This window comes from Cellulosimicrobium sp. G4 BAM 1002, from assembly GCF_057126935.1.
On record NZ_CP182109.1, the window covers coordinates 540,428 to 563,656 of the forward strand.

The following is a 23,229-nucleotide window of genomic DNA, read 5'->3' on the forward strand; positions in this document are numbered from 1 at the left end:
GGGTGGGGCCGTTCGTCGTTCTTCCCCCGCGCCGTAGACTGCGCCGGTGCGACGCTCCGACCGTGACGTGCGGGTGTGCTTCGTCGGCGACTCCTTCGTCGCCGGCGTCGGTGACGAGACGGCTCTCGGCTGGGTGGGGCGCATCGTCGCCGCGTCGGCGAGCCGGGGCCTTCCGCTCACGGCCTACAACCTCGGGGTCCGGCGCGACACCTCGGAGCAGGTCGTCGAGCGGTTGGCACGCGAGGTCGGGCCGCGCCTCGCGCCCGCGGGCGAGCCGCGCGTCGTCGTCTCCTTCGGGGTGAACGACGGGTCGCTCGACGACGGCGCTCCCCGGCTCGAGGTCGCGCGCTCGGTCGCGGCGCTGCGCCGCGTGCCGGAGGTGCTCGGGCGGGTTCCCGTGCTGGTCGTCGGCCCCGTGGCCGTGGACGACGACGACCACAACGCACGCAGCACCGTCCTCGACGCCGCGTTCCGCGCCGAGGCGACGCGCGTGGGTGTCCCGTACGTGAGCGTGCTCGACCGGACCGTGCACGACGAGGTGTGGCGGCGCGAGGTGCGCGCGGGGGACGGGGCCCACCCCGGGGCGGAGGGCTACGAGGCCATGGCGAGGATGCTCGTCGAGCCGGTCCTCGACTGGATCGCGTGAGGCGACCTGGTCCGCTCGGAACCCTTCCCAGTTTCCGCACGACCGTGCTACGGTCGCGACCATGACCAAGGGCGACGAGACGCGGCAGGTGATCCTGCACCGTGGCGTGGAGGCCGCGTACCGCGTCGGGCTGTCCGGACTCACCATCGGTGAGCTCGCGCGTGCCACGGACCTGTCGAAGAGCGGCCTGTACGCGCACTTCCGGTCCAAGGAGTCGCTCCAGCTCGCGGTCCTCGGCCAGGCGCGCGCGGAGTTCGTCGACTCGGTGATCGCCCCCGCGCTGCGCACACCGCGCGGCGAGCCCAGGCTGCGGGCGCTGTTCGAGGGATGGCTCGCGTGCGACCTGCGGCAGGACCCCGGAGGGTGCCTGTTCGTCAAGGCCGCGACCGAGCTCTCGGCCCAGCAGGGCGCGGTGCGCGACCAGCTCGTCCGCGACCACCGAGATCTCTACGACGTCGTCGCGCAGGTCTACCGCACGTGCGTCGCAGAGGGCGGCTTCCGTGCCGACGTCGACCCCGAGCAGTTCGCGTCCGACCTCTACGGCGTCATGCTCGGGGTCAACCACGCGCACGTCTTCATGGCCGACCCTCGCGCCGAGGAACGCGCCCGCAGCGCCTTCGAGTCGCTGCTCGACGGCGCCCGCGCACCGGCGCCCACCCCCGTTCGCTGAGCACCGCCCACACGCTGCACCCGAGCACCATCGACCGAGAGGAACCTCCCGTGACCGCATCAGAGCTACAGAAAAGCACGATCGTTCGTGCTGGTACTCGTCCTGCCGAGCGCGGTCGTGCCGCACGCCGCCGGCGCGCCGCCGCCCAGCTCGCCGTCGTGCGCGCGCGCCTCGCCGTGCTGCAGCGCGTCGCTCCCCGGCGCGCGGCGCGGCTCGCGCTCGCCCTGTGGTGCACGCCGCCGTCTGGTGGAGCACGGCACGACAACAGGAGCGCGCCCGGCGTGGTCACCACCGTGACGGCCCAGTCCGGAGCGTCCGTCGTCGTCGAGACGTGGGCACCCGCGTCCGGAACCGGGCCCGAGGTCGGCGTCGTCTACCTCGTCCACGGCTGGGGCGGGTGGCGCGGCCAGCTCGGCGCGTTCGTCGAGCCGCTGCGGGCGCAGGGGTACCGCGTCGTGTCGTTCGACGCCCCGAGCCACGGCGACTCGGGGCACGGCACCCTCGGGCGCCACCGCAGCACCATGCCGGAGATGGCCGACGCGCTGGCCGCCGTCGTGCGCACCCACGGGGACGCGACGGCGGTCGTCGCCCACTCGCTCGCGACCGCGACCACGGTGCTCGCCGTGCGTGACGGGCTCCCGACCGCACGCCTCGTCCTGGTCGCCGCGATCGACGACGTGCTGGGCGAGATCGACACGTTCGGGGACGCGCTCGGACTCACGCCGCGGACGCGCGACCTCCTGCGCGGGCTCGTCGCCGACGTCGCCGCCCGACCGCTCGCCGATCTCGACGTCCGCGACACCCTCCGCACGCACGCGGTGCCGCCGGCGCTCGTCGTCCACGACCGCGCTGACCCGAGGCTGCCGTTCGCCGTCGGTGCGGCCCTCGCCGCGGACTGGCCGGAGGGCGAGCTCCTCGCGACGGACGGTCTCGGGCACCACCGCATCCTGCGGGACCCGGACGTCGTGCGGGCCGTGGTCGACTACGTCGCACCCGTGGCGGCGCAGCCGCGGCCGTGACCCGAGCGCCTCACGCGGGCGGGCCGTACCCCGCAGCCCTCATGACGGCGCGCGCCCGGCTCGACCGGGACAGCATCACGCACCCCGGGACGAACGCGCCGAGGAGCAGCGGTCCCCCGAAGAGCATGAGAGCCCACACCACCAGCGCGAGGTAGCCGGCGGCGGCGTTGTCCGTGTCGCTGTCCGCGTACGCGAGCAGCGCGACGCTCAGCAGCGCCGCACCGACCATCAGCCCGACCGGCACCCAGATCAGCCACCACGCGGTGCGGCGGTACCTGCTCGTGAACGCTGCGGGCGGCAGCGGCGCCGGCGCCGCCCCGCCCGGCGGCGGGTAGCCGGGCGGACCCTGGCCGTACGGTGAGAACCTCTGCTGGGGACCGGCGGGCGGGTGGTCGGGCTGGGGGTGTCCCTGGGGGTACCCGTGCTGCGGGTACGACGGCGGTGTCTGTCCGGGCGGTTCGGTCACGTGCTGTGGATAGCAGCCGCGCGTCCGGAGCGCGAGCCGCGTCCACCGTCGCCGAGCACGACCGTTCGGCGGTAGCGTCCAGGGGCATGGCAACGGACAAGGTCGACCTCAAGGTCCTGCACCGTGAGCTCTACGCGCCGCCGCGGGGGCGGTTCGTCGAGGTGGACGTGCCCGCTCTCGTGTACCTCGCCGTCGACGGCGAGGGCGACCCGAACAAGGCGCCGGCGTACGCGGAGGCGGTCGAGGCGCTCTTCTCGCTCTCCTACGCGGTGAAGTTCGCGAGCAAGCGCGAGGGGCGCGACTACGTCGTCGGACCGCTCGAGGGGCTGTGGACGGCGGACGACCCCGGGACGTTCGTGCGGCGCGAGAAGGACGCCTGGCGCTGGACGCTGCTGATCCTCCAGCCCGACTGGGTGGACGAGGACCTCGTCGTCGCGGCGACGGCGACCGTCCGGGCGAAGAAGGGGCCGCCGGCGGCGCTCGACCTCGTGCGGCGCACGTCGATCACCGAGGGCCGGTCCGTCCAGACCCTGCACGTCGGCCCGTACGACGACGAGGGCCCGGTGCTCGCCGAGCTGCACGACACCTACCTGCCCGAGCACGGCCTGACCTTCGCCGGGCCGCACCACGAGATCTACCTGAGCGACGTGCGGCGCACCGACCCGGCGAAGCTGCGGACGGTCCTCCGTCAACCGGTGCGGCCGACCTGAGGCGGCGCGGCTCCCGTGGCTACCGGTCGTCGCGCACGAGGAACGGGTCGAGCAGGCCGGGTGCCGCGCGGACGGCGAACGCGAGCGCCTCGTCGGACGCGACGTCCGGCGCCTCGTAGACGCCCCAGCCCGCCGCCGTCATCGTCGAGACGGTCTTCAGGCCGAGCCGCCGCTGCAGGACCGACTCGCGCAGCGCGATCGTGCTCACCGCGTCGCGCCGCAGGACCGTGGTCGCGCGGCTCAGGAGCCCCGAGCGGACGACGAGGTGGTCGCCGGCGATCGCGTGGCCGAGCTCGCGCCACGCGACGACGGCGCCGGCGAGCGCCAGCACCCACAGCGCCGCACCCCACCAGATCGCCCGGGGCGGGACCGCGCCGTTCGTCGCGAGCCACCACAGCGCCGCCGTCACCGCGCCGGACGTCGCGGTCGCCCACCAGAGCCGACGCCGCAGCGCGCCACCGGGATGACGCGCGAGCGGGGCGGACAGCGGGTCCGGGTCCGCGCCGAGGACCGCTCGCGCGACCGGTCGGGCGACCGAGACAGGACCGCGCGGCAGGATCGTCGAGGGCTGCGACGTCGACCAGACCGAGAGCCCGGTCGTGATGACCTGCGTGTCCGCCATGCCCGTCCAGCGCCACAGGAGCGGCTCGCCGAGCTGCACGCCGCGCAGGCGCCGGTCGTCGCGGTTGACCTCGCGCGTCGTGAAGAGGCCCTGGCGCGTGCGGAGCTGGGTGCCCTTCTCGCCGGGGACACGGGCGAGCTCGAAGCCCCAGTGCGTGGTGAAGAAGCTCACCGCCATCCCGACGGCGCCGACGGCCCCCGTGACGAGCAGGCTGATCGCGATCGTCGCCGGCAGGCCGAGCGCGTCCCAGTCGGCCAGCCCCCGGACCCAGGCGACGAGGTCGATGCCGAACGTGGCGCCCAGCCAGTAGGCGCCCCACAGCAGGCCCGCGGCCGTGAAGAATCCCCAGACGCTGAAGACGTTGTAGACCACCCACCACGGCCGGAACCGCGCGAGCACCCGGTCGTCCGCGACGTCGCCGACCGGCCGACGGACCGGCCACCTGACCGACGGTCGCACCGCACCGGGGGCCGCGTCCGGTTCCTCCTGCGACGCGAGCAGCTCGCGGCGCAGCGCCTCGGCGTCCGCCCGCACGACGGCGTCGAGCGACAGCGCCGACTCCCCGACGGCGAGCTGCTGACCCGCGCCGATCAGCACGACGCGCAGGCCGGCGACCCGGTGCCGCAGCCGCGCGGTCATGTCGACGCTGCGGATGCGGTCGCGGCGCACCGAGCGGTACCGGCGCACGAGGATGCCCGTGCGGCGCTCGACGTAGTCCTCCGTGATGCGGTACCGCGTGAAGATCCAGCGCAGCACGTTCCGTACCGCCCCCAGCACGCCGAACGCGCCGACCAGGACGAGCGGCCACAGCGAGTCCCAGCTCGCATCGATGCCGAACACCCACACCGCGAGCGCCGTCGGCGTGAGGGACAGGAGCGTCTGCGCGAGATCCACCCAGATCATGCGCTGGCTCAGCCGGAGCCAGGGCGCGTCGGCGGCGTCGTCGGCCGGGGCGTCGGACTCGCGGACGGTGTCGTCCGAGGGCGCGGGCCCGACGGCGGGCGGGTGCGCTCCGGGGCGGTGCGCACCGGGGTCGGTCAGCTCGACGCTCATGTCGCGTCCCCCGGGGTGCGCTCGGTGACGACCGTGAGCCGCTCGGCGAGCTCGGCGGCCACGTCCTTGTCGAGCCCGACGACGTCGATCGCCCCGCTCGACGACGCCGTCGTGACGCGCAGCGTGGCCAGACCGAGCAGCTGCTCGAGCGGCCCGCGCACGGCGTCGACGGTCTGGACGCGCGAGAGCGGTGCGACGCGCCACTCGCGCACGAGCCAGCCCGTGAGCCCGTAGACGGCCTGGTCCGTCGTCTCCCACCGGTGGACCGCGTACCGCCAGCGCGGTTCGACGAGCACACGGACCACCGTCCAGAGCGCGGCGAGCACGACGGGCGCGGCCAGCCACGGGCGCCCGGGGACCCAGAGCCAGGCGACGACGGCGAGCACCACGAGCACGAGGCCGGCCGAGCACAGCCCGCGGAGCATCCACCACCGCACGGCGCGCGCATCGACCCGGTGCACGGGCGGTCGTAGCCGCAGGGGGCTCGGTGCGGCGGCAAGGGTCGAGTCCATGCGCACACCCTGCCGCGCCCGGGGCCCCGTGGTGGAGTGCCGGACGTCATGTCCGGGGCAGACGTGCCGAACCCGGGGTTGCGCGTCACGGACAGGTCCAGGTGACGCGAGACCCCGGGTTCGGCGGGGGCGGGTCAGCCGCAGACGGGCTCGCCCGGCTCCGGGGTGGCGACCGTCTCGCGCTCGTCGGCGACGTCCGACGCCCGCGCCGTCACGGTCACGACGTCGACCGCCGGGTCGGTGCCGCTCGACCCGCCGCGGACGGCGAACGCCTGGTACGCGTTCTTGCCGGGCGCGACGGACGGGAACGTCTTCGTGCCCCACGGGGTGGCGACCTCGACGTCGAGCCGCGCGTCGTCGTCGTTCACGACCCGCACCGCGACGTGCGGCTTGCCCGCGAGGCACCGGACCTCGGCGGTCGCCGTGACCGCGACCCCGGCCGGTGTCCCGGGGTCGGCGGCCCCGGGCGCGAGCACCCGGAGCGCCGTGAGCGACGGGTCGCCGTCGCGCCACGAGGTGCTCAGCGCGACGTACCGGGCCGTGCGGTCGACGGCGAGCGTGCCGCGCACGTCCCCGCCACCGATCGTGCCGACGTCGGTGAACGTCAGCCCGTCGTCGCTCACGGAGACGACCGACTCCGGCGCCCCGCCGCGCTCCCACGCGGCGACGACGGTCCCGATCTCGCGCGGCGCGCCGAGGTCCGTGACCATGCGGCCGTCCGGACCGGGGACCCACGCGGTCGTGGCGTCGCCGTCGACGGCGAGCGAGGGGGAGGTCATACCCTCGGGCAGCACCGACGCGGGGAACGTGAGCGTGCTCAGCGCGCGGTCCGCGACCGGGAACGGCGTCGCGTCCCGGAACGTGACGCGCGTGCCCGACGGCGTCGCGCCCACGGTGCGCGTCGCGCCCGTCTGGGCGTGGTGCAGCTCGACGGGCGCCCCCTCACCGCTGACGCGGAACGAGCGGGCGTCGGCGACGGCGACCGTGACCCCGGCCGCGGTGCCCCCGCCCGGGGCGGCGACCGTCGCGCGCGGCGCGAGGACGACCGCATCGCCCGCGGGGACCGTGACGGCGAGCGTCGAGGCGTCCGCGCCGACGGTCTGCGTGCCCTGGTACACCGGGACGGCGCCGCCGTCGTGGGGGACGGTGAGCGTCGTCGCGACCTCCGCGCCCGTGAGGTTGAACGCCACGACGTAGCCGTCGACGGCGCTCACCAGCACCGCCGGGTCCTCGGCCGTCGGCACGTGTGCCCCGGCCTGCGCGGCGGTCACCGCGGCGTCGCCCGGGACCATCTCGACGAGCCGGGGTCCGGTAGCGCCGTCCGTGAGGCGCACGACGTGCCGCGTGTCGCTCGCGCGCGACACGGTGACCGGCGCATCCGAGCCGCGCACGACGAACCCGGCCTCGCCCTCGACGTTGAGCCAGTCGCCGTCGCTGCTCAGCACCTGGTCGCCCGTGTACCGGAAGGACGCGGCGTCGTGCCACGTCTGCCCGTCGAGCGACGTCTGCACGCGGTACTCCTGACCCGCGGCGACCTCCCAGCCGAGCTGGACCTGGCTCACCGCCGTGGGGGCGCCGAGGTCGACCTGGACCCACGAGTCGGGGCGGGTGCGGTCCGCGACCGAGACCGCCCAGCGGGTCGTGGCAGAGCCGTCGGTGACGGCGCTCGCGGGGTTCGAGCCGTTGGCGCTCGACGCCGTGGCGGGCTTGCCCACGGCGACGTCCGCCCCCGTCGGGGAGAACGCGCGCAGGTGGTAGAGCGAGTAGCCGTAGGCCGCGTCGCCGCGCACGCCCTGCATGCGGACGTAGCGCGTGGTGACCGGGCCGGGCTGGTCCGCGCCCTCGGGGGTGAGGTCGACGGTGTCGAGGCGCGCGACGTTCACGTCCGCCGGGGCCTTGCCGTAGGCGGTCGCCGTGGTCCAGGTCTGGCCGTCGGTCGACGTCTGGACGAGGTAGCGCGCGCCCGCGCTCGCCTCCCACGCGAACCGCACGCCGCCCACGGTGGTCTCCTCGCCGAGGTCCACCTGGATCCAGGAGTCGGGGCGCGTGCGCTCCGAGACGGCGACGGCCCAGCGCGTGGACGGGTTGCCGTCGGTGACGCGCGCCGCCTGGCGGCCGTTCGCGGAGTCCTCGCTCGACGCCGTCGCGACCTTGCCGGCCGCGAGGTCGGTCGCCGAGCCCTCGTCCGCACCGTACGCGTGGAACGCGAACATCGAGTATCCGTACTGCGGGTGGCCCTGCTGGCCGAGGAGCCGCACGTAGCGCGCGGTGACGGGCGCGAACGTGAGGTCGTCGACGCGCGCGGCCTTGGCGTCCGCGGGGTCGGTGGGGCGGGTCACAGGGAGCGACGCGGTGGTCTCGCCCTCCGCCGTCGTGTAGGTGCGCGACCCGTCGAGCCCCGAGTAGCCGTTCATGGCGAGGTTGCGGACGGACAGGCTCGCGTCCTCGGTGCCCGCACCGGTCGACGCGTAGACGGCGGCCCCGGTCGGGAGCGTGACCTGGCCCGCGTAGCCGGTGCCGACGCGGAACACCGACGACGTGCCCTCGAAGCCGTCGCGCGGCTCGGTGTACGTCGTCACGTGCCGCTCGTCGACGGTCGCGCCGGTGGTGGGGTAGAGGTAGGGAGTCGAGCCCGAGACGTGGAAGAGCCACGAGTCGTGCGACGGGACCCACGGGAACTTCACGAAGCCCTTGCGGCTCGACGCCGCGGCCCAGGCGTCCGCGGACTGCTGGACCGTCAGGCCCGGCCCGGGGCCGAAGTCGCGCACCCCGGCGAGGCGCTCGAAGAACTCGTCCTGCGGCGTCGGCTCGACCGGGCCCTCGGGGGAATCGGCGACCTCGACGTGCAGCAGGTAGGAGATGGCGATCTCGGCGCGTGCCTCCGGCTCGTACTTGGGCTCGCCCGAGAACTTCGCGAGCCGGTAGACCGGCTCGTACGACTGGTAGTCCTCGAGCGCGGCGGCGAGGTTCGCCTCGGCGCGTGCGGCGTCGGGGTCGCGCAGCACCTGGCCGAGGAACGCCATGGGTATCGCGTCGCGGCCGTAGAGGAACTCGCGGTCGGCGACCATCGGCATGAACGGCTCGCCCGCGTCGGACATGACGAGCTTGATCGACTCCCACAGCTCGGCCGAGTTCGGCTGGTGGGTGAGGATCTCCGGCAGCGGCTCGTCGCGGAGCAGGAAGTGGATCGCGTTGCGACCGCCGGAACGCCAGATGTCGGACTGGTAGTGCGGCCCGAACGACCCGTGGTTCTCCACGAGGTACGTGTCGTGGATCGTCTGCATGGTGTTCGTCGAGACCGGCTTGCCCGCGACGACGGCGGGGTTGTTGCGGTCCGCCGTCGGCTGCCCGGCCGCGTTGCGGCCCCAGTCGCCGAGCTGCTCGGCCCAGCGTGCGGCGTCGGGGTCCTCGGGCGCCCACGCGAGCCCCGGCGCGAGCGCCTGCGTGTAGACGCCGACCTCCTCCTGCGCGGTGTCGCCCTGGTACTTGCCCGTGGGCCAGTCGGCGGTCCACGAGCCCGAGAGCGGGTCCTTGCCGAAGTCGAGGTCGGCGGTGTACTTCGACTGGCCCGTGGCGATGGTCGTGAGGTTCGCCTGCGTCGTCGCGTCGAGCTCGTCCCACAGCAGGGTCCCCGCGGCGAGGAAGTACGACTGGAACGTCGAGTCCCAGAACAGCTTCTTGCCCCACGTGCCCGCCGGGTCCACGAACCGGTTGGTCGCCGCGTAGTGCCGGATCGTCGCGAGCGTGTGCGCGCGGAGCGTCTCCTCGGAGACCCCGGCGAGCTCGGCGTCGTACTCGCCGTGCGTGAGCAGCACGGCGTTGCCCAGCACGACGGCGAAGTTCATGTCCTTGAGCTGGTACACGCCGGCCGACGAGTCCCACACGGTCTCGACCCACCGTGTGTGCCGCAGCAGCGCGCCGTAGTAGTCGGCGGCGGTCGCGTCGGGGGCACCGAACGCGGGAGCAGCGTCGAGCCCCGCGGTCGCCGACGCGGTGCCGGACGCCGTGGCCGACGACGGCGCACCCTGCGCGGTCGCGGGGGCGAGCAGGAGGGCTCCGGCGGTCGCGAGAGCGACGGCGGCGGTGGCACGGCGTCGCGCGCGCCGCCGGGGCGGTGGGGCGGGTGGTCGGGTCATGGGGGCCTCCGGGCGTCGTCGAGCGGCAACGGTGCTGGTGCTCGGGCGGGGTGGTGCGGCGTGCGAGGTGGTGCGGGGTGCGCGCGCGGGGAGCGCCGGTCCAGGGTCGGACGACCGGCGCCCCCGCGCGGGTCTGGGGTTTGTTCAGGCAGGGCAGGGGGTGGTCACGCGGTGCGTTCCTCTCGGGTGGTGCGACGTCGCACACGGTGGCGCCAGGCACCTGACAGCGCTGTCGACAGGAGTATAGGTGGCGTTCTCCCGGGAGTGAAGGGAGAGCCCCGGACTTCGCCCGGTCGGCCGTCGTGACGACCGACCGGGCGGTCCGCTCAGCCGCAGTCGACGGCGGGCACGTCGACGGAGACCTGCGCGTCCACGGGTTCTCCGCCGAGCTCGCCGTGCGCGACGACGACCGCGGTCGTCGCCTCGACGGCCCGCGCCCGCGTCGCGAACGACTGGTAGCCGGACGCGCCGGGCGCGACGTCGGAGACGGTTCGCTCCCCGAACGCGGTCGTCAGGGTGAGCGCGAGGCCGACGGGGACGTCCTCGTCGTTGAGCGCGCGCAGGGCGACGTAGGCCTTGCCGGCCAGGCACCGCGGCTGCACCTCGACACGCACCTCCGCGGCGGCGCCGCCGGACGACCCGACGACGACCCCACGGTCGGGCACGAGCCGCACGTGGTCGACGTTCACGTTGCCCGTGTCGCCGCGGTCGTACCGCAGGCCGACGCGCGTCGTGCCCTCGCCGACGGTGACACGCACCGGCTCCGTGAAGCCCCAGCGACGCCAGCGCTCGGCATCCTGACCGAGGTTCGGGAACAGGACCGGTCCGGCCGAGACGCCGTCGACCGTGAGCGCGAGCTGGCGGTCGAGCGGCGCGACGACCATCCCGTTGGCGTAGCGGAAGCTCACCTCGTAGGTCGTCCCGGGCGCGACGCCCGTGACGTCCACGGCGAAGGCCGCGCCCTCGCGGCTGAGGGTCCGCACGAACCCGGTGCCCGTGTAGCCGGGGTGCTCGGTAGTCGTGATCGCGCCCCCGCTCAGCGTCCCGGCCTCGGCCTCGAGCACGAGCTCCTCGCGCTGGGCCGCGACAAGCCCGGCCAGGGACTCGACGGCGGCGCCGGCGGGCAGGTCGGCGAGCGCGGTGCCGGCCCGGTCGAGCGTCCTGCCCACGGCGGTGTCGTCGTCGCGCACCGCGGCGCGGACCGCGGCGGCGAGCGGTGCGCGCACCGTCGAGGCGTCCGTCGCCGTCAGGTCGCCTGCCTCCTCGGCCGCGTGCAGCTCCGCGAGAACCCGCGGCAGCCCGACCCGCTCGCCGAGCCACGGCTCGACCGCGGCGTCAAGCGTCGCGAGCGCGGAGGCCCCGACCTGCGCGGGCGAGCGCGTGAGCAGGACCGTCCGCACGCTCTGGGCCGCGACCTGGGCCGCGCCCAGGTCGGCGTCTGCCGCCGCCGCGACGAGCGCGCCGACGCGCGTCGACAGCAGCGCCGCCGTCGCGGTGTCCAGGTCGCCGTCCGCACGAGCAGCGGCTACCAGGGCGTCCAGCGCGGCGCCGTCCGGGAACGGCAGGAGCGCGGCCCGGGCCGGCTCGCCCGACGTGCCGTCCGCCCCGGCGACGGCGAGCTCGTTGCGCTCCGCGTAGGAGACGTCGGACGCGTCGAGCGTGAACGCGAGCTCCCGCGTCCGGCCGCCGCCGACCCGCGCGGTCGTGCCCGCGACGGTCTCCCCGTCGAGGACGAGGTGCGCCTCCGCGACCGTGGTGCCGGTGTTGGCGACCTCGGCCGAGACGCGCACGGTGCCAGTGGCCGGGTCGAACGTGGCCTCCGGCGCGCCGGAGAGGTCGAGGCGGGCGCGCTCGTACGGCGCGAGCTCGGCGAGGTCCTGCGCGGTGGCGGGCCGGAGCCGGACCGCCTGCCCGCCCGCCCCGACGAGCGACGCGCTGAGGACGTCGTCCGCGGTCACGAGGGACCGCGTGACCTCGACCGCGGTGGGGTTGCCCTTCCAGCTCGCGTCCTGGGCGTCGGCCCAGACCTCCGCGACGTAGGTGACACCGTCGTCGAGCATGTCCAGCGGGACGTCGAGCGTGCGGTCGACCTCGTCGGTGACGACGCCCACGTACCAGGCGTCGCCGCTGCGACGGGCGGTCGTGACGTGGTCGCCGATCTGCGCGTCCACACGCGAGTCGTCCCACGTCGCCGGCATCCCGCGCAGGTACTCGAACGCCTCGGCGTGCTTCGCGTAGTTCTCCGGCGTGTCCGCGAGCATCTGGAGCGGGCTGTAGAAGGTCGTGTAGAGCGCGAGCTGGGTGGCCGTGGTCGTCTGCACGCGCGTGCCGAGCTTCGCCGGGTCCCAGAGCACGTCGAGGACGCCCGGCGTGTAGTCGGCCGGGCCGCCGATCCAGCGCGTGAACGGCAGGATGGTGGCCTGCTCCGGCGGGTTGCCGTTCGAGCCCATGTAGTTCTGCTGCTCCATGCCCGCGACGCCCTCGCCCGTCATCATGTTCGGATAGGTGCGCTCCTTGCCGGTGGGCTTGATCGCCTCGTGCGCGTTGATCGAGATCTTGTGCCGCGCCGCGGCGTCGATGACCCGCTGGAAGTGCTTGACCGCCTCCTGGTCGAAGGTGCTGCGGTTCACGCCGCCGAGCTCGAACCGGGTCGCGTAGCCCGTCTTGATCGCGTGGACGCCCCACTCCTCGTACTGGCTGAAGATCTCCTCCATGTGCGTGTCGTAGTAGTCGACGTAGCCGCGCGTCTCGTTGTGGGCGATGAACCCGACGCCCTTCGACTCCGCGTAGGCCAGCACCTCGTCGATGTCGACGTCGGCCTGCGGGGTGACGAAGTCCTGGTTGGTCCACGACCCGCCCGCGTTGGTGTTCCATCCCTCGGCGAGCACGTACCTCGCCCCCGCGTCGGCCGCGAGGTCGACGTAGTCCTTGATGCGCTGGGTCGTCGCACCGTGCCTGGGACCGGAGGTCCAGGTCGTGTCGCGACGCTGCAGCTCCCACCACACGCCCGTGTACGTGGCGGGGTCGATCCAGTCCGTCGTGTCGTCGACGCCGTCGCGGTCGGAGTCGACGTCGCAGATCGCGCACGGGTCGTTGAGGTTCTGGATCAGGTGCGACTCGGCGAGGTCGCCCGCCTCGCGGCCGATCTGCACGGTCCGCCACGGCGTCGCGAAGTCGTCCGAGGTCGTGTCCAGGACCGCCTTGGTCCCGTCCGGAAGGGAGTTCAGCTCGCTCACGAACGTGCCGGGCTTCCCGCTGACGCGCTTGAGGCTCATGCTCGCGTAGTCCGTCAGGTCCGCCTCGTGCACCGCGAGGAACAGATCCCCGCCGCGCGAGAACGTGATCGGGGTCTGGGCGGTCGCGACGTCACCGATCGGCGCGGTCCTGTAGTGCTTCTCGTCCGCGCGCCAGTCCCTGCCGGCCTCGAGGTAGTACGCCGTGAGGTCGTCGGGGAGTGCGAGCTCGGTGGACTCGGACAGGACGACGAACGGCCCGTCGAGCGCCGGCTGCTGCGGGAAGACGTAGCGGAACCCGACGCCGTCGTCGAAGACGCGCGCGACGACGTCGACCGCGAGGCCGGACTCGTGGCGCGCGTGCACCGTGAGCTCGTTCGCGTGGTTGCGGACGGAGGACTGCGTCCCCCAGGCGGGGGTCCAGGTCTCGTCGACCTCGGCGCGCTCGACCGACTCGATCGTCATGCCGGTGGTGAGGTCGACGTCCGGGCCGCGCAGGGCGAGACCGAGCCCGGAGGCACCGACGACCGTCGTCGTGCCGTCCCGGACGACGTCGTAGGTGAGGCGCCCGTCGACGACGCCGACGGTGAGGTCGAGGCTGCCGTCGGGCGACGAGACCTCGTGCCCGTCGATCCGGGCGAGCGCCGACGAGGCAGCCGGGGCGTCCGGCACGGCGAGTGCGGGGGCCGCGGCACCGACGGGCGCGAGGAGGGCCAGCGCGAGAGCGGTGCCGACGAGCACCCGGCCCGGGCGTCGTCGTGCGGTGGGCGGGGGAGGGGCAGGGCGGTGCGAGATGCGGTACACGGGGCTCCTTGAGACGTCGTCGTCCTGGGGTGCCGACGGCAGTCCGTCGTGGTGGTCGGGTGCCGCGCGGCGCGGCGGTCGCAGGGTGCGCGGCCGCCGTCGTGCGGTGGGTGGTGGTACGACGGAGGGGCCGGCCGGACCTGGTACGACCAGGTCCGGCCCGCCCCCCGGCGGGCTCGGCTTCGACCGGAGGTCAGCCCTTGACGGATCCGGACATCAGGCCGCCGACGAAGTACTTGCCGAGCACGATGTACACGAGCAGCGTGGGCAGCGACGCGAAGAGCGCACCCGCCATGGACACGCCGTAGTTCTGCAGCAGCGCGCCGTTCGCGAGGTTGTTCAGCGCGAGCGTGACCGGGCCGTTCTGGCTGGAGGAGAAGAACACGGCGAAGAGGAAGTCGTTCCACGCCGACGTGAACTGCCAGATGAGCACGACGACGAACGCCGGGATCGAGATCGGCAGCACGATGGACCAGTAGGTCCGCAGCATCCCCGCCCCGTCGACGCGCGCGGCCTCGATGAGCTCGTGCGGCACGGTGATGTAGTAGTTGCGGAAGATGAGCGTCGTGATGGGGATGCCGTAGACGACGTGCAGCAGGATCAGCGACGGCACGCCGCTCGGGATGCCCATGCCGAGGACGAGCTGGTTGAGCGGGATCATCACGGCCTGGTAGGGGATGAACATCCCGAACAGGATGAGCGTGAAGACGACGTTCGCGCCCTTGAACGACCAGCGCGCGAGCACGAACCCGTTGAGCGAGCCGAGGAAGGCCGCGATGATCGCGGACGGCACGACCATCTGCACGGTGCGCCAGAGCGCGGGCGACAGCGCGGTCCACGCGGTCTGCCAGTTCTCCAGGGTCCACACCTGCGGCAGCGACCAGGCGCGCGCGGGCGACGCGTCGCCCGCGCCCTTGAAGCTCGTCACGAACAGCACGTAGACGGGGATCAGCACGATGAGCAGGAAGACGATCAGCGCCACGTACTTGAGCGTGCGGCCGACGGAGAAGCGCTCGCGCGGCTTCGCGCGCTGGGTCTCCCGCGGGGTCCCGAGGACGTCGGGAGTGGGGACGGCCGGTGTCGAGGTGGTCGTCATCGCTTCTCCTGACGGTTGGTGCGGATCAGGTAGGGCACGATGACGACGGCCACGATGATCAGCAGGATCGAGCCGACGGCCGCCGCGTTGGCGTAGTCGAAGCTCGACTTGAAGACGTACATGTCGACGGCCGGCACCTTGGTCTGGTAGTTCGCCGGCTTGGAGATCGACATGATGAGGTCGAACGCCTTGAGCGACATGTGGCCGATGATGATGAGCGCGGAGAGCGCGATGGGGGACAGCTGCGGGAAGAGCACGTGGCGGTAGAGCTTCCACTCGCTCGCGCCGTCCATGCGGGCGGCCTCGCGCAGCTCGTCGGGGATGCCGCGGAACCCGGCGAGGAACAGCGCCATGACGTAGCCGGAGAGCTGCCAGATCGCGGGGATCGCGATGGCGGTGATGCCCCAGGTGACGTTGTTCCACCAGTTGTTCTGCAGGAAGTCGAGGCCGACGATCTGGAACAGCCGGTTGAGGCCGCTCGCCTGCTCGCCCTGGTTGGAGTTGAGCAGCCAGCGCCACACGACGCCCGACGCCACGAACGACACGGCCATGGGGAAGAGGTAGACCGACCGGAAGAGCCCCTCGCCCTTGACGGGCTTGTCCAGCATCCACGCCCAGAGGAAGCCCATGACGAGCGTGCCGACGAGGAACACGACGGTGTACAGGACGAGGTTCTTCAGCGAGTGCTGGAACGCCTCGCTGCCGAGCAGGTCGGTGTAGTTCTGGAACCACACGACGATCGACGGCTTCTGGCCCGTGGCCTGCGCGGCGGTGTGGTTGTCCGTGATCGACGTCTGGAAGTTCGCGCCGATCAGTCCGTAGACGAACACGCCGACGAGGATCAGCGAGGGCGCGAGCATGAGCAGCGCGGGGCCGGCACGTCGCAGTGACTTGAGCATGGTGGGGTTCTTCCCGGTCGAGGAGGAGGGGCCGCGCCGTGGGACGCGTCCCGGGACGGGTGGCCGGTCACGCGGCCGGCCGCGCGCCGTCGGGGAGTTGCCCGACGGCGCGCGGCGGCGGTGAGGACCGGCCTCAGCCCTCCGTGGCGGAGACGAGCTCGGACTGGAAGGTCGCGAGGTCGGAGCCGCCGGACGTGAACTTGCTCGTCGCGTCGGAGACGGCGTTGAGCGTCGCGACGGGCGCGGCGGCACCGTGCGCGAGCGAGGACACGATGGTGTCCTGGCCGAACGACTCGATCGCGGTCTGCTGGTACTCGGAGAACTCGGCCGGGTCGGCGTCGGTGCGGGCCGGGATGGAGCCCTTGGCCTTGTTGAACGCGACCTGGCCCTCGAGCGAGCCGACCGTCTCGAGCCACGCCTTGGCGCCGTCGGGGTGCGGCGCACCCACCGGGAGGGTGAACGAGTCGGCGAGGAAGTCGAACACGCCGTCGGTGCCCGGGACGGGTGCCGCGGTGAAGTCGGTGCCGAGCGTCTTGCCCTGCTCCTCGAACGCGGCGACGGCCCAGTCGCCCATGACGTTGAACGCGGCGTTGCCGTCGATCACCATCTGGGTCGCCTCGGGCCAGTCGAGCCCGTCACGGTCGGTGTTGGTGTAGCCCATGAGCTTCTCGAAGTCCTCGAGCGCGGCCGTGACCTCGGAGCCGGACCAGTCGGTCGAGCCGTCCCACAGGCCGTTGTACGCCTCGGCGCCGAGGTCGGCGAGGAGGACCGTCTCGAGCAGGTGGACCTGGGTCCACGTGGTCGCGACCGACAGCGGCGTGACGCCCGCGGCCTGGAGCTTGTCGAGGTCCGCCATCCAGGCGTCGAGGTCGGCGTACTGCGCCGCCGGGTCGATGCCGTTGGCCTCGAGCACCGTCGGGTTGGCCCACACGACGTTCGCGCGGTGGATGTTCGACGGGATCGAGTAGATCGCGCCGTCCTCGGCCGTGACGCGGTCGACGAGGTCGGCCGGGAAGACGTCGGTGAGGCCGAACTCGTCGTAGAGGTCGGAGACGTCCTCGATCTGCGCGGCGTCGATGTAGTCCTGGAGCTCGGCGCCGGCGTGCGCCTGGAACGTGTCCGGCGGGTCCTGCGCCTGGAGACGGGACTGGAGGAGGTCCTTCGCCGCGGAGCCGGCGCCGCCGGCGACGGCGCCGTTGATGAACTCGACGTCCGGGTGCTGCTCGCCGAACACGCCGACGAGCGCGTCGAGGCCGGCCTTCTCGGAGCCGGCGGCCCACCAGGTGAAGACCTCGACCTCGTTGCCACCGCCCGACGCGCCGTCGCCGTCGCCGTCGCCCCCGTCACCGGAACCACCGCCGCCGCACGCGGCGAGTGCGAGACCCACGAGGGCGGCCGCAGCCACCGTCGCGCTCGTCCTGCGATCGATTCGCATCGTGATATCCCTACGCCTTCTTCGGTCGTGGGGGACCGGCTGGACGACCACGTCGCGCGCCGGCCGGGCGCATCGGTGCGCCCTCGAACCCGCTGCCCATACAACGGCGTACACCGTGTTGGTGTCAAGAAATGAACGCAAGCGACGCGCAATCGTGATGTTCACGTCACAACCTGCACGCAACGTGCCCATACACCTGGCGACCCGTCCGCTGACAGCGCTGTCCGATCCGGGCGCGCGCCGTGCGTCCCGCCAGGTCGTAGCGCTCCGGCGGTATCCTGACCGTCGTGCGCGCTGACCGGGTGACCCCGGGCTCGCAGACTTCACTGCGTGAGGCCAACCGAGCCAGGATCGTGAGCGCCGTCCAGCAGCGTGGCTCCCTCACGCAGATCGAGCTGGCCGGCGTCACCGGGCTGTCCCCGGCCACCGTCTCCAACATCGTCAAGGAGCTCACCGGAGCGGGTGTGCTGCACACCTCGCCGTCGACCCGCAGCGGACGACGCGCGCTCCAGGTGACCCTCGCGCGCAACCTCGGCCTCGTCGCCGGCGTGCACTTCGGCACCCGGTCGATGCGCGTCGCGCTCGCCGACGCCTCCATGCGCGTCCTCGCCGACCAGCGCATGCCGCTCGCGCCCGACCACCGCGCCGACACCGGCCTGCAGCGCGCGGCGCTCCTCGTCGAGGAGATGATCGCCTCGGTCGACGCAGCGCCCGACGAGCTGCTCGCCGTGGGCGTCGGGGTGCCCGCGCCCGTCGACGTGCGGGCGGGCCGGATCGCGACGGTCGGGATGCTGCGCGGCTGGGACGGCGTCGTCGTCCCCGAGATCCTCGAGGCCGAGCTCGGCGCGCCCGTGACGGTCGACAACGACGCCAACCTCGGCGCGCTCGCCGAGACCCGGTTCGGCGCGGCCGTCGGGCACGACGCCGTCGCGTACCTTCGCGTCTCGCACGGCGTCGGCGGTGGCCTCGTCCTCGGCGGGCGGATCGTGCACGGCCGCGCGGGCGTCGCGGGCGAGATCGGGCACGTGACGATCGACGAGAACGGGCCCGTGTGCCGGTGCGGCAACCGCGGGTGCCTCGAGATGTTCGTCGGCGCGGGGGTGCTGCTCGGGATGCTCTCCGAGAGCCGTGGCCACCTCACGCTGCGCGACGTCATCGCGCGGGCGCAGGAGGGCGACCCCGGCTGCCGCCGCGTCCTGTTCGACGCCGGGCAGCACCTCGGTGTCGCCGCGGCCAACCTGTGCAACCTCGTCGACCCGGAGATCGTCGTCGTCGGCGGGCAGCTCGCCGAGGCGGGCGAGATCCTGCTGGGCCCGCTGCGCACGGCGCTCGAGCAGCGCACCGTCCCGAGCACCGCCGGCCCCGTGCGGGTCGTCGCCTCGGAGCTCGGCTCGGCGGCCGAGGTCCGCGGGGCGCTCGCCGTCGCGCTCGACACCGCGCGCGTCGGCGGGGCGCTGGGGGTGACCGCATGACCGGGCGGGCGTCCCGTGCGGGCGCGTCCCGCCGTCGGGCCGCGACGACGGTCCTCGCCGCCGCGAGCGCACTGCTGCTCGCGCTCGCGGGCTGCGCGACCGCCCAGGAGCCGGACGCCGGTCCGTCGGAGGGCACGATCGGCCTGCTCCTGCCCGAGGCGAAGACGGCGCGCTACGAGACGACGGACCGACCGACGTTCGTCGGCGTCGTCGAGCGGCGCTGCCCGACGTGCGAGGTGCTCTACGCCAACGCCGCCCAGGACGCCGCGAACCAGCAGCTCCAGGCCGAGTCGATGCTCGCGCGCGGTGCCGACGTGCTCGTGCTCGACGCCGTCGACTCGGTCGCGGCCGTGAGCATCGTCGCCGAGGCGCAGCGGCTCGGGGTGCCCGTCATCGCCTACGATCGCTTCGTCGACGACGCGAACTACTACGTCTCGTTCGACAACGAGCTCATCGGGTACCTGCAGGGGGAGGCGCTCGTCGCCGCGGTCCTCGCGGACGCGGAGCAGGACCCACCGGCCGACGGCGGTCGACCGGGCGTGCTCTTCGTCCACGGCTCGCCGACCGACCCGAACGCCGCGGAGTACGCGGCGGGAGCCCACCGCGCCTTCGACGGAGAGGACATCGACGTGCTCGCCGAGTACGACACCCCCGACTGGAGCCCCGACAAGGCGACCGAGTGGGTCGAGGGCCAGCTCACCCAGTACTCGGGCCGCGTCGACGGCGTGCTGGCCGCGAGCGACGGCATCGCGGGCGGCGCGATCGCCGCGATGAAGGCCGCCGGCCTGGACCCCGTCCCTCCGACGACGGGCCAGGACGGCGAGCTCGCCGCGATCCAGCGCATCGTCTCGGGCGACCAGTACATGACGGTCTACAAGGCGACCGCGCAGCAGGCCCGCACGGCGGCGGAGCTCGCCGTCCGCGTCCTGCGCGGCGAGGACCCGCGCGCGACGGCGATGATCGACGGCGTGCCGAGCCTCCTGCTCGCGCCCCGCGCCGTCGCCGTCGACGACGTCCAGCGCGTGATCGTCGACGGCGGCGTGCACTCCGTGGACGAGATCTGCACGCCGTACTACGTCGACGCGTGCGTCGACGCCGGGCTGCTGGAGGCCGCGCCGTGACCGCCGCGGGGGAGCGGCGCCCCGTGCTGTCGCTGCGCGGGGTCTCGAAGAACTTCGGCGGCGTCCGGGCCCTCGTCGACGTGGACGTCGACGTGCACGAGCACGAGGTCCTCGCCGTCGTCGGCGACAACGGCGCCGGCAAGTCGACGCTCGCGGGAGTCGTCGCCGGCGCGTTCCGGCCCGACGCCGGGCAGGTCCTGCTCGACGGCGAGCCCGTCGTCCTCGCCTCGCCCGCGACGGCGCGCGCGCACGGGATCGCGGCCGTCTTCCAGCAGCTCGCGCTCGTCGACGACCTCGACGTCGTCGAGAACGTGTACCTCGGCCAGGAGACGCTGCACGGGCCGTTCCTCGACGAGATCGCGATGGAGCGCGAGACGTGGGCGCTGCTCGACCAGCTCGCCGCGACCGTGCCCTCCGTGCGCCAGCCGGTGCGCACCCTGTCCGGCGGGCAGCGGCAGGTCGTCGCGGTCGCGCGCGCGCTGCTCGGCGCGCCGCGGGTGCTCGTCCTCGACGAGCCGACGGCGGCCCTCGGCATCCGCCAGACCGCGGAGGTCCTCAACCTCATCGAGAAGCTGCGCGAGCGCGGGCACGCCGTCGTCCTCATCAGCCACCAGGCGGGCGAGCTCCAGGCGGTCGCCGACCGCATCGTCGTGCTGCGCCTCGGGCGCGTGCACGGCGAGTTCTCCGGCGACACGTCGTACGAGGACCTGCTCGCCGCGATGACGGGCGCCGTCCGGCCCGCGCGGCCCGCCGCGCCCGGCCGGGAGCGCGGCGTCCGGCGGCCCGACGGGACCGGGGCGGTGCAGCGATGAGCGTCCCCGGCCGCACCTCCGGCGCGACCCTCGACCGGCAGGGCGCGCTCTCGGGCAGCGTCGTGCAGCGCGTGCGCGGCGCGCACCTCGGCATGCTGCCCATCGTCGGGGCGCTCGTCCTCATCTGGGTCGTCCTCGGCGCGATCAACCCGGCGTTCCTGTCCGCCGAGAACCTCGTCAACCTCACGCTCCAGAGCGCACCCACGGGCATCATCGCGCTCGGCGTCGTGCTCGTGCTGCTCGTGGGCCAGATCGACCTGTCGGTCGGTGCGGTGAGCGGCCTCGCCGCGGCGGTGCTCGCGGTCGGGACGGTCGGCCTCGGCTGGCCGGTGGCGTTCGCGATCGTGGCCGCGCTCGCCGTGGGGGTCGTCGTCGGCCTCGGGTACGGCGCGCTCTCGACGCGGCTCGGGCTGCCGTCGTTCGTCTTCACGCTCGCCGGCCTGCTGATCTTCACCGGCGTCCAGCTCCGCGTCCTGGGCCCGAACGGCTCCATCAACATCCCGTTCGAGTCGTGGCTCGTGCGCACGGTCCAGCAGGGGTTCCTCGCCCCGGCGGTCGCGTGGGGCCTCGTCGTCGCCGTCGTCCTCGGGTACGCCGCGCTGCGCGTCCTCGACCACGTGCGCCGCGTGCGTGCGGAGCTGCCGAGCCCCGGGCTCGTGCGCATCGCCGTCCGCACCGGGATCCTCGCGGTCGTCCTCGCCGGGACGGTGGCCTACCTCGGCACCGCGCGCGGCATCGGGTACACGGTCGTGCTGTTCCTCGCGCTCATCGTCGTCGTCGACGTCCTGCTGCGCCGCACGCGCTGGGGACGCTCGGTGCGGGCCGTCGGCGGCAACCGGCGCTCCGCGCTGCTCGCCGGCGTCGCCGTGCGCCGCACCGTCGTGTCGTGCTTCGTCGCGTGCTCGACCTTCGCCGCGCTCGGCGGCATCCTCGCCGCCGGCCGCCTCGCCGCCGCGAACCAGGGCACGGGCGGGGCCGACACGTACCTGACGGCGATCGCCGCCGCCGTCATCGGCGGCACGAGCCTGTTCGGCGGGCGCGGCAGCGCCTGGTCCGCGCTCCTCGGGGTGCTCGTCATCCAGTCGATCGCCAACGGGCTCACGCTGCTCAACCTCGACACGGCGACGCGCTACATCGTGACGGGAGCGGTGCTGCTGCTCGCTATCGTCGTCGACATGCTCATCCGTGGTCGTCGGGAGGTCTGAGAATGGTCCAGCAGGGGGAATCCAGCGGGTCGGTGCCGCCGGGCGGGTCCACGACGTCGCTCGCCGACGGGAGCCCGTCGCGCCCGCACGCCGGGCGCGGGGGCCGTCGGCCCACGCTCGCCGCCGTCGCAGAGGCTGCGGGCGTGAGCCTCAAGACGGCGTCGCGCGTCCTCAACGAGGAGCCCAACGTCGCGCCGCCCACCCGCGCGAAGGTGCAGGAGGCGGCGCAGCGGCTCGGGTTCCGGCGCAACGCCGTCGCGGCCGACCTCGCGCGCGGCGGGTCGTCGCGCCTCGTCGGGTTCGTCACCGGTGACCTCGCCAACCCGTTCTACTCGGCGCTCGCGAGCGGCATCGAGCGCGAGCTGCGCCACCACGGCCTCCAGCTCATCACGACGAGCTCCGACGAGGAGCCCGAGCGCGAGCACTCGCTCACCGAGGCGCTCGTCGAGCGCCGCGTGGGCGCGCTCGTGGTGACGCCCACGTCGACCGACCACTCGTCGTTGCAGCGCGAGCTCGACGACGGGCTCCCCGTCGTCTTCGTCGACCGGCCCGCGCGCGGGATCGAGGCCGACACGGTCGTCATCGACAACCGCGGCGGCGTGCGCGACGCCGTCACGCACCTGCTCGCGCACGGCCACCGGCGCATCGCCCTCGTCGGCGACGTCTCGCGCCTGTGGACCTTCCAGGAACGTCGCGACGAGTTCGTCGCGACGCTGCGCGGCGCGGGGATCGAGGACCCGTCCCGGTACGTGCGCGAAGGCGCCCACGACGCCGAGCTCGCGCACGCGTTCGTCGCCGAACTGCTCGCCCTGCCCGAGCCCCCGACGGCGTTCGTCACGGCGAACAACAAGATCACGGTCGGCGCGCTGCACGCGCTCCGGGACCGCTCCGCCCGCGGCGGTGCGCCCGAGGTGGCGCTCGTCGGCTTCGACGACTTCGAGCTCGCCGACCTGCTGGACGTGACGGTCGTGGGCTACGACGTCGTCGAGATGGGCCGGCAGGCGGCGGCGCTCGCGGTCTCCCGCGCCGAGAACCCGACCCTCGCGCCGCGGCTGGTCGTCGTCCCGACCCGGCTGGTCGTGCGGGGCACCGGCGAGGTCAAGGGGCCGGCGGTCTGATGCGTCCGGGGCTCCGGCCGGACCGGCGTCGGGACCCTCTCCGGGCGGTCTCCGGACGCCTGCCGGGCGCGTCGCGCGGCGTTGACAAGAGGCCGTCCGCGACATAGGTTCAGAGCCGCCCCTGACAGCGCTTCCCCCCTGCGCGCTGTCAGGGGCACCCCTGCAGCCTGACAGCGCTGTCAGACGATCGAAGGAGATCG

The 23,229-nt window shown here is 73.9% G+C and carries 17 protein-coding genes; 9 read left to right on the top strand and 8 right to left on the bottom strand.

Annotated features, from left to right (window positions below):
* Positions 1–46 precede the first annotated feature (46 nt).
* The 3 genes from ACMXGY_RS02485 (at position 47) to ACMXGY_RS02495 (ending at position 2,335) form a co-directional block, all read left to right on the top strand.
* Complete coding sequence (locus tag ACMXGY_RS02485) at positions 47–646, top strand: GDSL-type esterase/lipase family protein (RefSeq protein WP_483775304.1); 600 nt, start codon at positions 47–49, stop codon at positions 644–646.
* Positions 647–707: 61 nt separating this feature from the next.
* Positions 708–1,316 (top strand): TetR/AcrR family transcriptional regulator, encoded by a 609-nt coding sequence (locus ACMXGY_RS02490; RefSeq protein WP_483775305.1) that lies wholly within the window; start codon positions 708–710, stop codon positions 1,314–1,316.
* Between the two features lie 50 nt (positions 1,317–1,366).
* Positions 1,367–2,335, top strand: coding sequence for an alpha/beta fold hydrolase (locus ACMXGY_RS02495; RefSeq protein ID WP_483775306.1), 969 nt, complete (start codon positions 1,367–1,369; stop codon positions 2,333–2,335).
* A gap of 10 nt (positions 2,336–2,345) precedes the next feature.
* Here ACMXGY_RS02495 and ACMXGY_RS02500 read toward each other — a convergent pair whose 3' ends face one another.
* Complete coding sequence (locus ACMXGY_RS02500) at positions 2,346–2,801, bottom strand: hypothetical protein (protein ID WP_483775307.1); 456 nt, start codon at positions 2,799–2,801, stop codon at positions 2,346–2,348.
* Positions 2,802–2,887: 86 nt separating this feature from the next.
* Here ACMXGY_RS02500 and ACMXGY_RS02505 point away from each other — a divergent pair, with 86 nt between their 5' ends.
* Positions 2,888–3,511 (top strand): GyrI-like domain-containing protein, encoded by a 624-nt coding sequence (locus ACMXGY_RS02505; protein ID WP_483775308.1) that lies wholly within the window; start codon positions 2,888–2,890, stop codon positions 3,509–3,511.
* A 19-nt stretch (positions 3,512–3,530) separates the two neighbouring features.
* Here ACMXGY_RS02505 and ACMXGY_RS02510 read toward each other — a convergent pair whose 3' ends face one another.
* The 7 genes from ACMXGY_RS02510 to ACMXGY_RS02540 form a co-directional block, all read right to left on the bottom strand.
* Positions 3,531–5,186, bottom strand: coding sequence for a PH domain-containing protein (locus tag ACMXGY_RS02510; protein WP_483775309.1), 1,656 nt, complete (start codon positions 5,184–5,186; stop codon positions 3,531–3,533).
* Entirely contained in the window at positions 5,183–5,698 is a 516-nt protein-coding gene (locus tag ACMXGY_RS02515) for a PH domain-containing protein (RefSeq protein ID WP_483775310.1), read from the bottom strand. Before ACMXGY_RS02515 ends, ACMXGY_RS02510 begins: the two co-directional genes overlap by 4 nt.
* Positions 5,699–5,832: 134 nt before the next feature.
* Entirely contained in the window at positions 5,833–9,834 is a 4,002-nt protein-coding gene (locus tag ACMXGY_RS02520; RefSeq protein WP_483775311.1) for a discoidin domain-containing protein, read from the bottom strand.
* 326 nt (positions 9,835–10,160) lie between these two features.
* Entirely contained in the window at positions 10,161–13,871 is a 3,711-nt protein-coding gene (locus ACMXGY_RS02525) for a glycoside hydrolase family 97 N-terminal domain-containing protein (protein WP_483775312.1), read from the bottom strand.
* Positions 13,872–14,064: 193 nt separating this feature from the next.
* The gene (locus ACMXGY_RS02530; RefSeq protein ID WP_483775313.1) at positions 14,065–14,967 is read right to left on the bottom strand and encodes a carbohydrate ABC transporter permease; all 903 of its coding nucleotides are present in this window, start codon (positions 14,965–14,967) and stop codon (positions 14,065–14,067) included.
* The gene (locus ACMXGY_RS02535; protein WP_483775314.1) at positions 14,964–15,866 is read right to left on the bottom strand and encodes a carbohydrate ABC transporter permease; all 903 of its coding nucleotides are present in this window, start codon (positions 15,864–15,866) and stop codon (positions 14,964–14,966) included. The genes ACMXGY_RS02530 and ACMXGY_RS02535 overlap by 4 nt, the downstream gene beginning before the upstream one ends.
* 133 nt (positions 15,867–15,999) lie before the next feature.
* Entirely contained in the window at positions 16,000–17,301 is a 1,302-nt protein-coding gene (locus ACMXGY_RS02540) for an ABC transporter substrate-binding protein (protein ID WP_483775315.1), read from the bottom strand.
* Positions 17,302–17,654: 353 nt separating this feature from the next.
* On the opposite strand from ACMXGY_RS02540, the gene ACMXGY_RS02545 reads away from it, so the two are divergent.
* Genes ACMXGY_RS02545 through ACMXGY_RS02565 form a run of 5 tightly spaced genes read left to right on the top strand, consistent with a single transcriptional unit; the run spans position 17,655 to position 23,029 of the window.
* Positions 17,655–18,773, top strand: a complete 1,119-nt coding sequence (locus ACMXGY_RS02545) for an ROK family transcriptional regulator (RefSeq protein ID WP_483775316.1) — start codon at positions 17,655–17,657, stop codon at positions 18,771–18,773.
* Positions 18,770–19,894 carry a substrate-binding domain-containing protein gene (locus ACMXGY_RS02550; protein ID WP_483775317.1) on the top strand — a complete coding sequence of 375 codons (1,125 nt, stop codon included), beginning with the start codon at positions 18,770–18,772 and terminating at the stop codon, positions 19,892–19,894. The genes ACMXGY_RS02545 and ACMXGY_RS02550 overlap by 4 nt, the downstream gene beginning before the upstream one ends.
* Entirely contained in the window at positions 19,891–20,706 is an 816-nt protein-coding gene (locus tag ACMXGY_RS02555) for an ATP-binding cassette domain-containing protein (protein ID WP_483775318.1), read from the top strand. Before ACMXGY_RS02550 ends, ACMXGY_RS02555 begins: the two co-directional genes overlap by 4 nt.
* Positions 20,703–21,911, top strand: a complete 1,209-nt coding sequence (locus ACMXGY_RS02560; protein WP_483775319.1) for a sugar ABC transporter permease — start codon at positions 20,703–20,705, stop codon at positions 21,909–21,911. The genes ACMXGY_RS02555 and ACMXGY_RS02560 overlap by 4 nt, the downstream gene beginning before the upstream one ends.
* 2 nt (positions 21,912–21,913) lie before the next feature.
* Positions 21,914–23,029 carry a LacI family DNA-binding transcriptional regulator gene (locus ACMXGY_RS02565; RefSeq protein WP_483775320.1) on the top strand — a complete coding sequence of 372 codons (1,116 nt, stop codon included), beginning with the start codon at positions 21,914–21,916 and terminating at the stop codon, positions 23,027–23,029.
* Positions 23,030–23,229 lie beyond the last annotated feature (200 nt).

Excerpts from the sequence above, each read along its gene's own strand:
- ACMXGY_RS02490 (WP_483775305.1), top strand. The coding sequence starts at position 708 with ATGACCAAGGGCGACGAGACGCGGCAGGTGATCCTGCACCGTGGCGTG.
- ACMXGY_RS02505 (WP_483775308.1), top strand. The coding sequence starts at position 2,888 with ATGGCAACGGACAAGGTCGACCTCAAGGTCCTGCACCGTGAGCTCTAC.
- ACMXGY_RS02510 (WP_483775309.1), bottom strand. The coding sequence starts at position 5,186 with ATGAGCGTCGAGCTGACCGACCCCGGTGCGCACCGCCCCGGAGCGCAC.
- ACMXGY_RS02515 (WP_483775310.1), bottom strand. The coding sequence starts at position 5,698 with ATGGACTCGACCCTTGCCGCCGCACCGAGCCCCCTGCGGCTACGACCG.
- ACMXGY_RS02520 (WP_483775311.1), bottom strand. The coding sequence starts at position 9,834 with ATGACCCGACCACCCGCCCCACCGCCCCGGCGGCGCGCGCGACGCCGT.
- ACMXGY_RS02530 (WP_483775313.1), bottom strand. The coding sequence starts at position 14,967 with ATGACGACCACCTCGACACCGGCCGTCCCCACTCCCGACGTCCTCGGG.
- ACMXGY_RS02535 (WP_483775314.1), bottom strand. The coding sequence starts at position 15,866 with ATGCTCAAGTCACTGCGACGTGCCGGCCCCGCGCTGCTCATGCTCGCG.
- ACMXGY_RS02540 (WP_483775315.1), bottom strand. The coding sequence starts at position 17,301 with ATGCGAATCGATCGCAGGACGAGCGCGACGGTGGCTGCGGCCGCCCTC.
- ACMXGY_RS02550 (WP_483775317.1), top strand. The coding sequence starts at position 18,770 with ATGACCGGGCGGGCGTCCCGTGCGGGCGCGTCCCGCCGTCGGGCCGCG.
- ACMXGY_RS02560 (WP_483775319.1), top strand. The coding sequence starts at position 20,703 with ATGAGCGTCCCCGGCCGCACCTCCGGCGCGACCCTCGACCGGCAGGGC.
- ACMXGY_RS02565 (WP_483775320.1), top strand. The coding sequence starts at position 21,914 with ATGGTCCAGCAGGGGGAATCCAGCGGGTCGGTGCCGCCGGGCGGGTCC.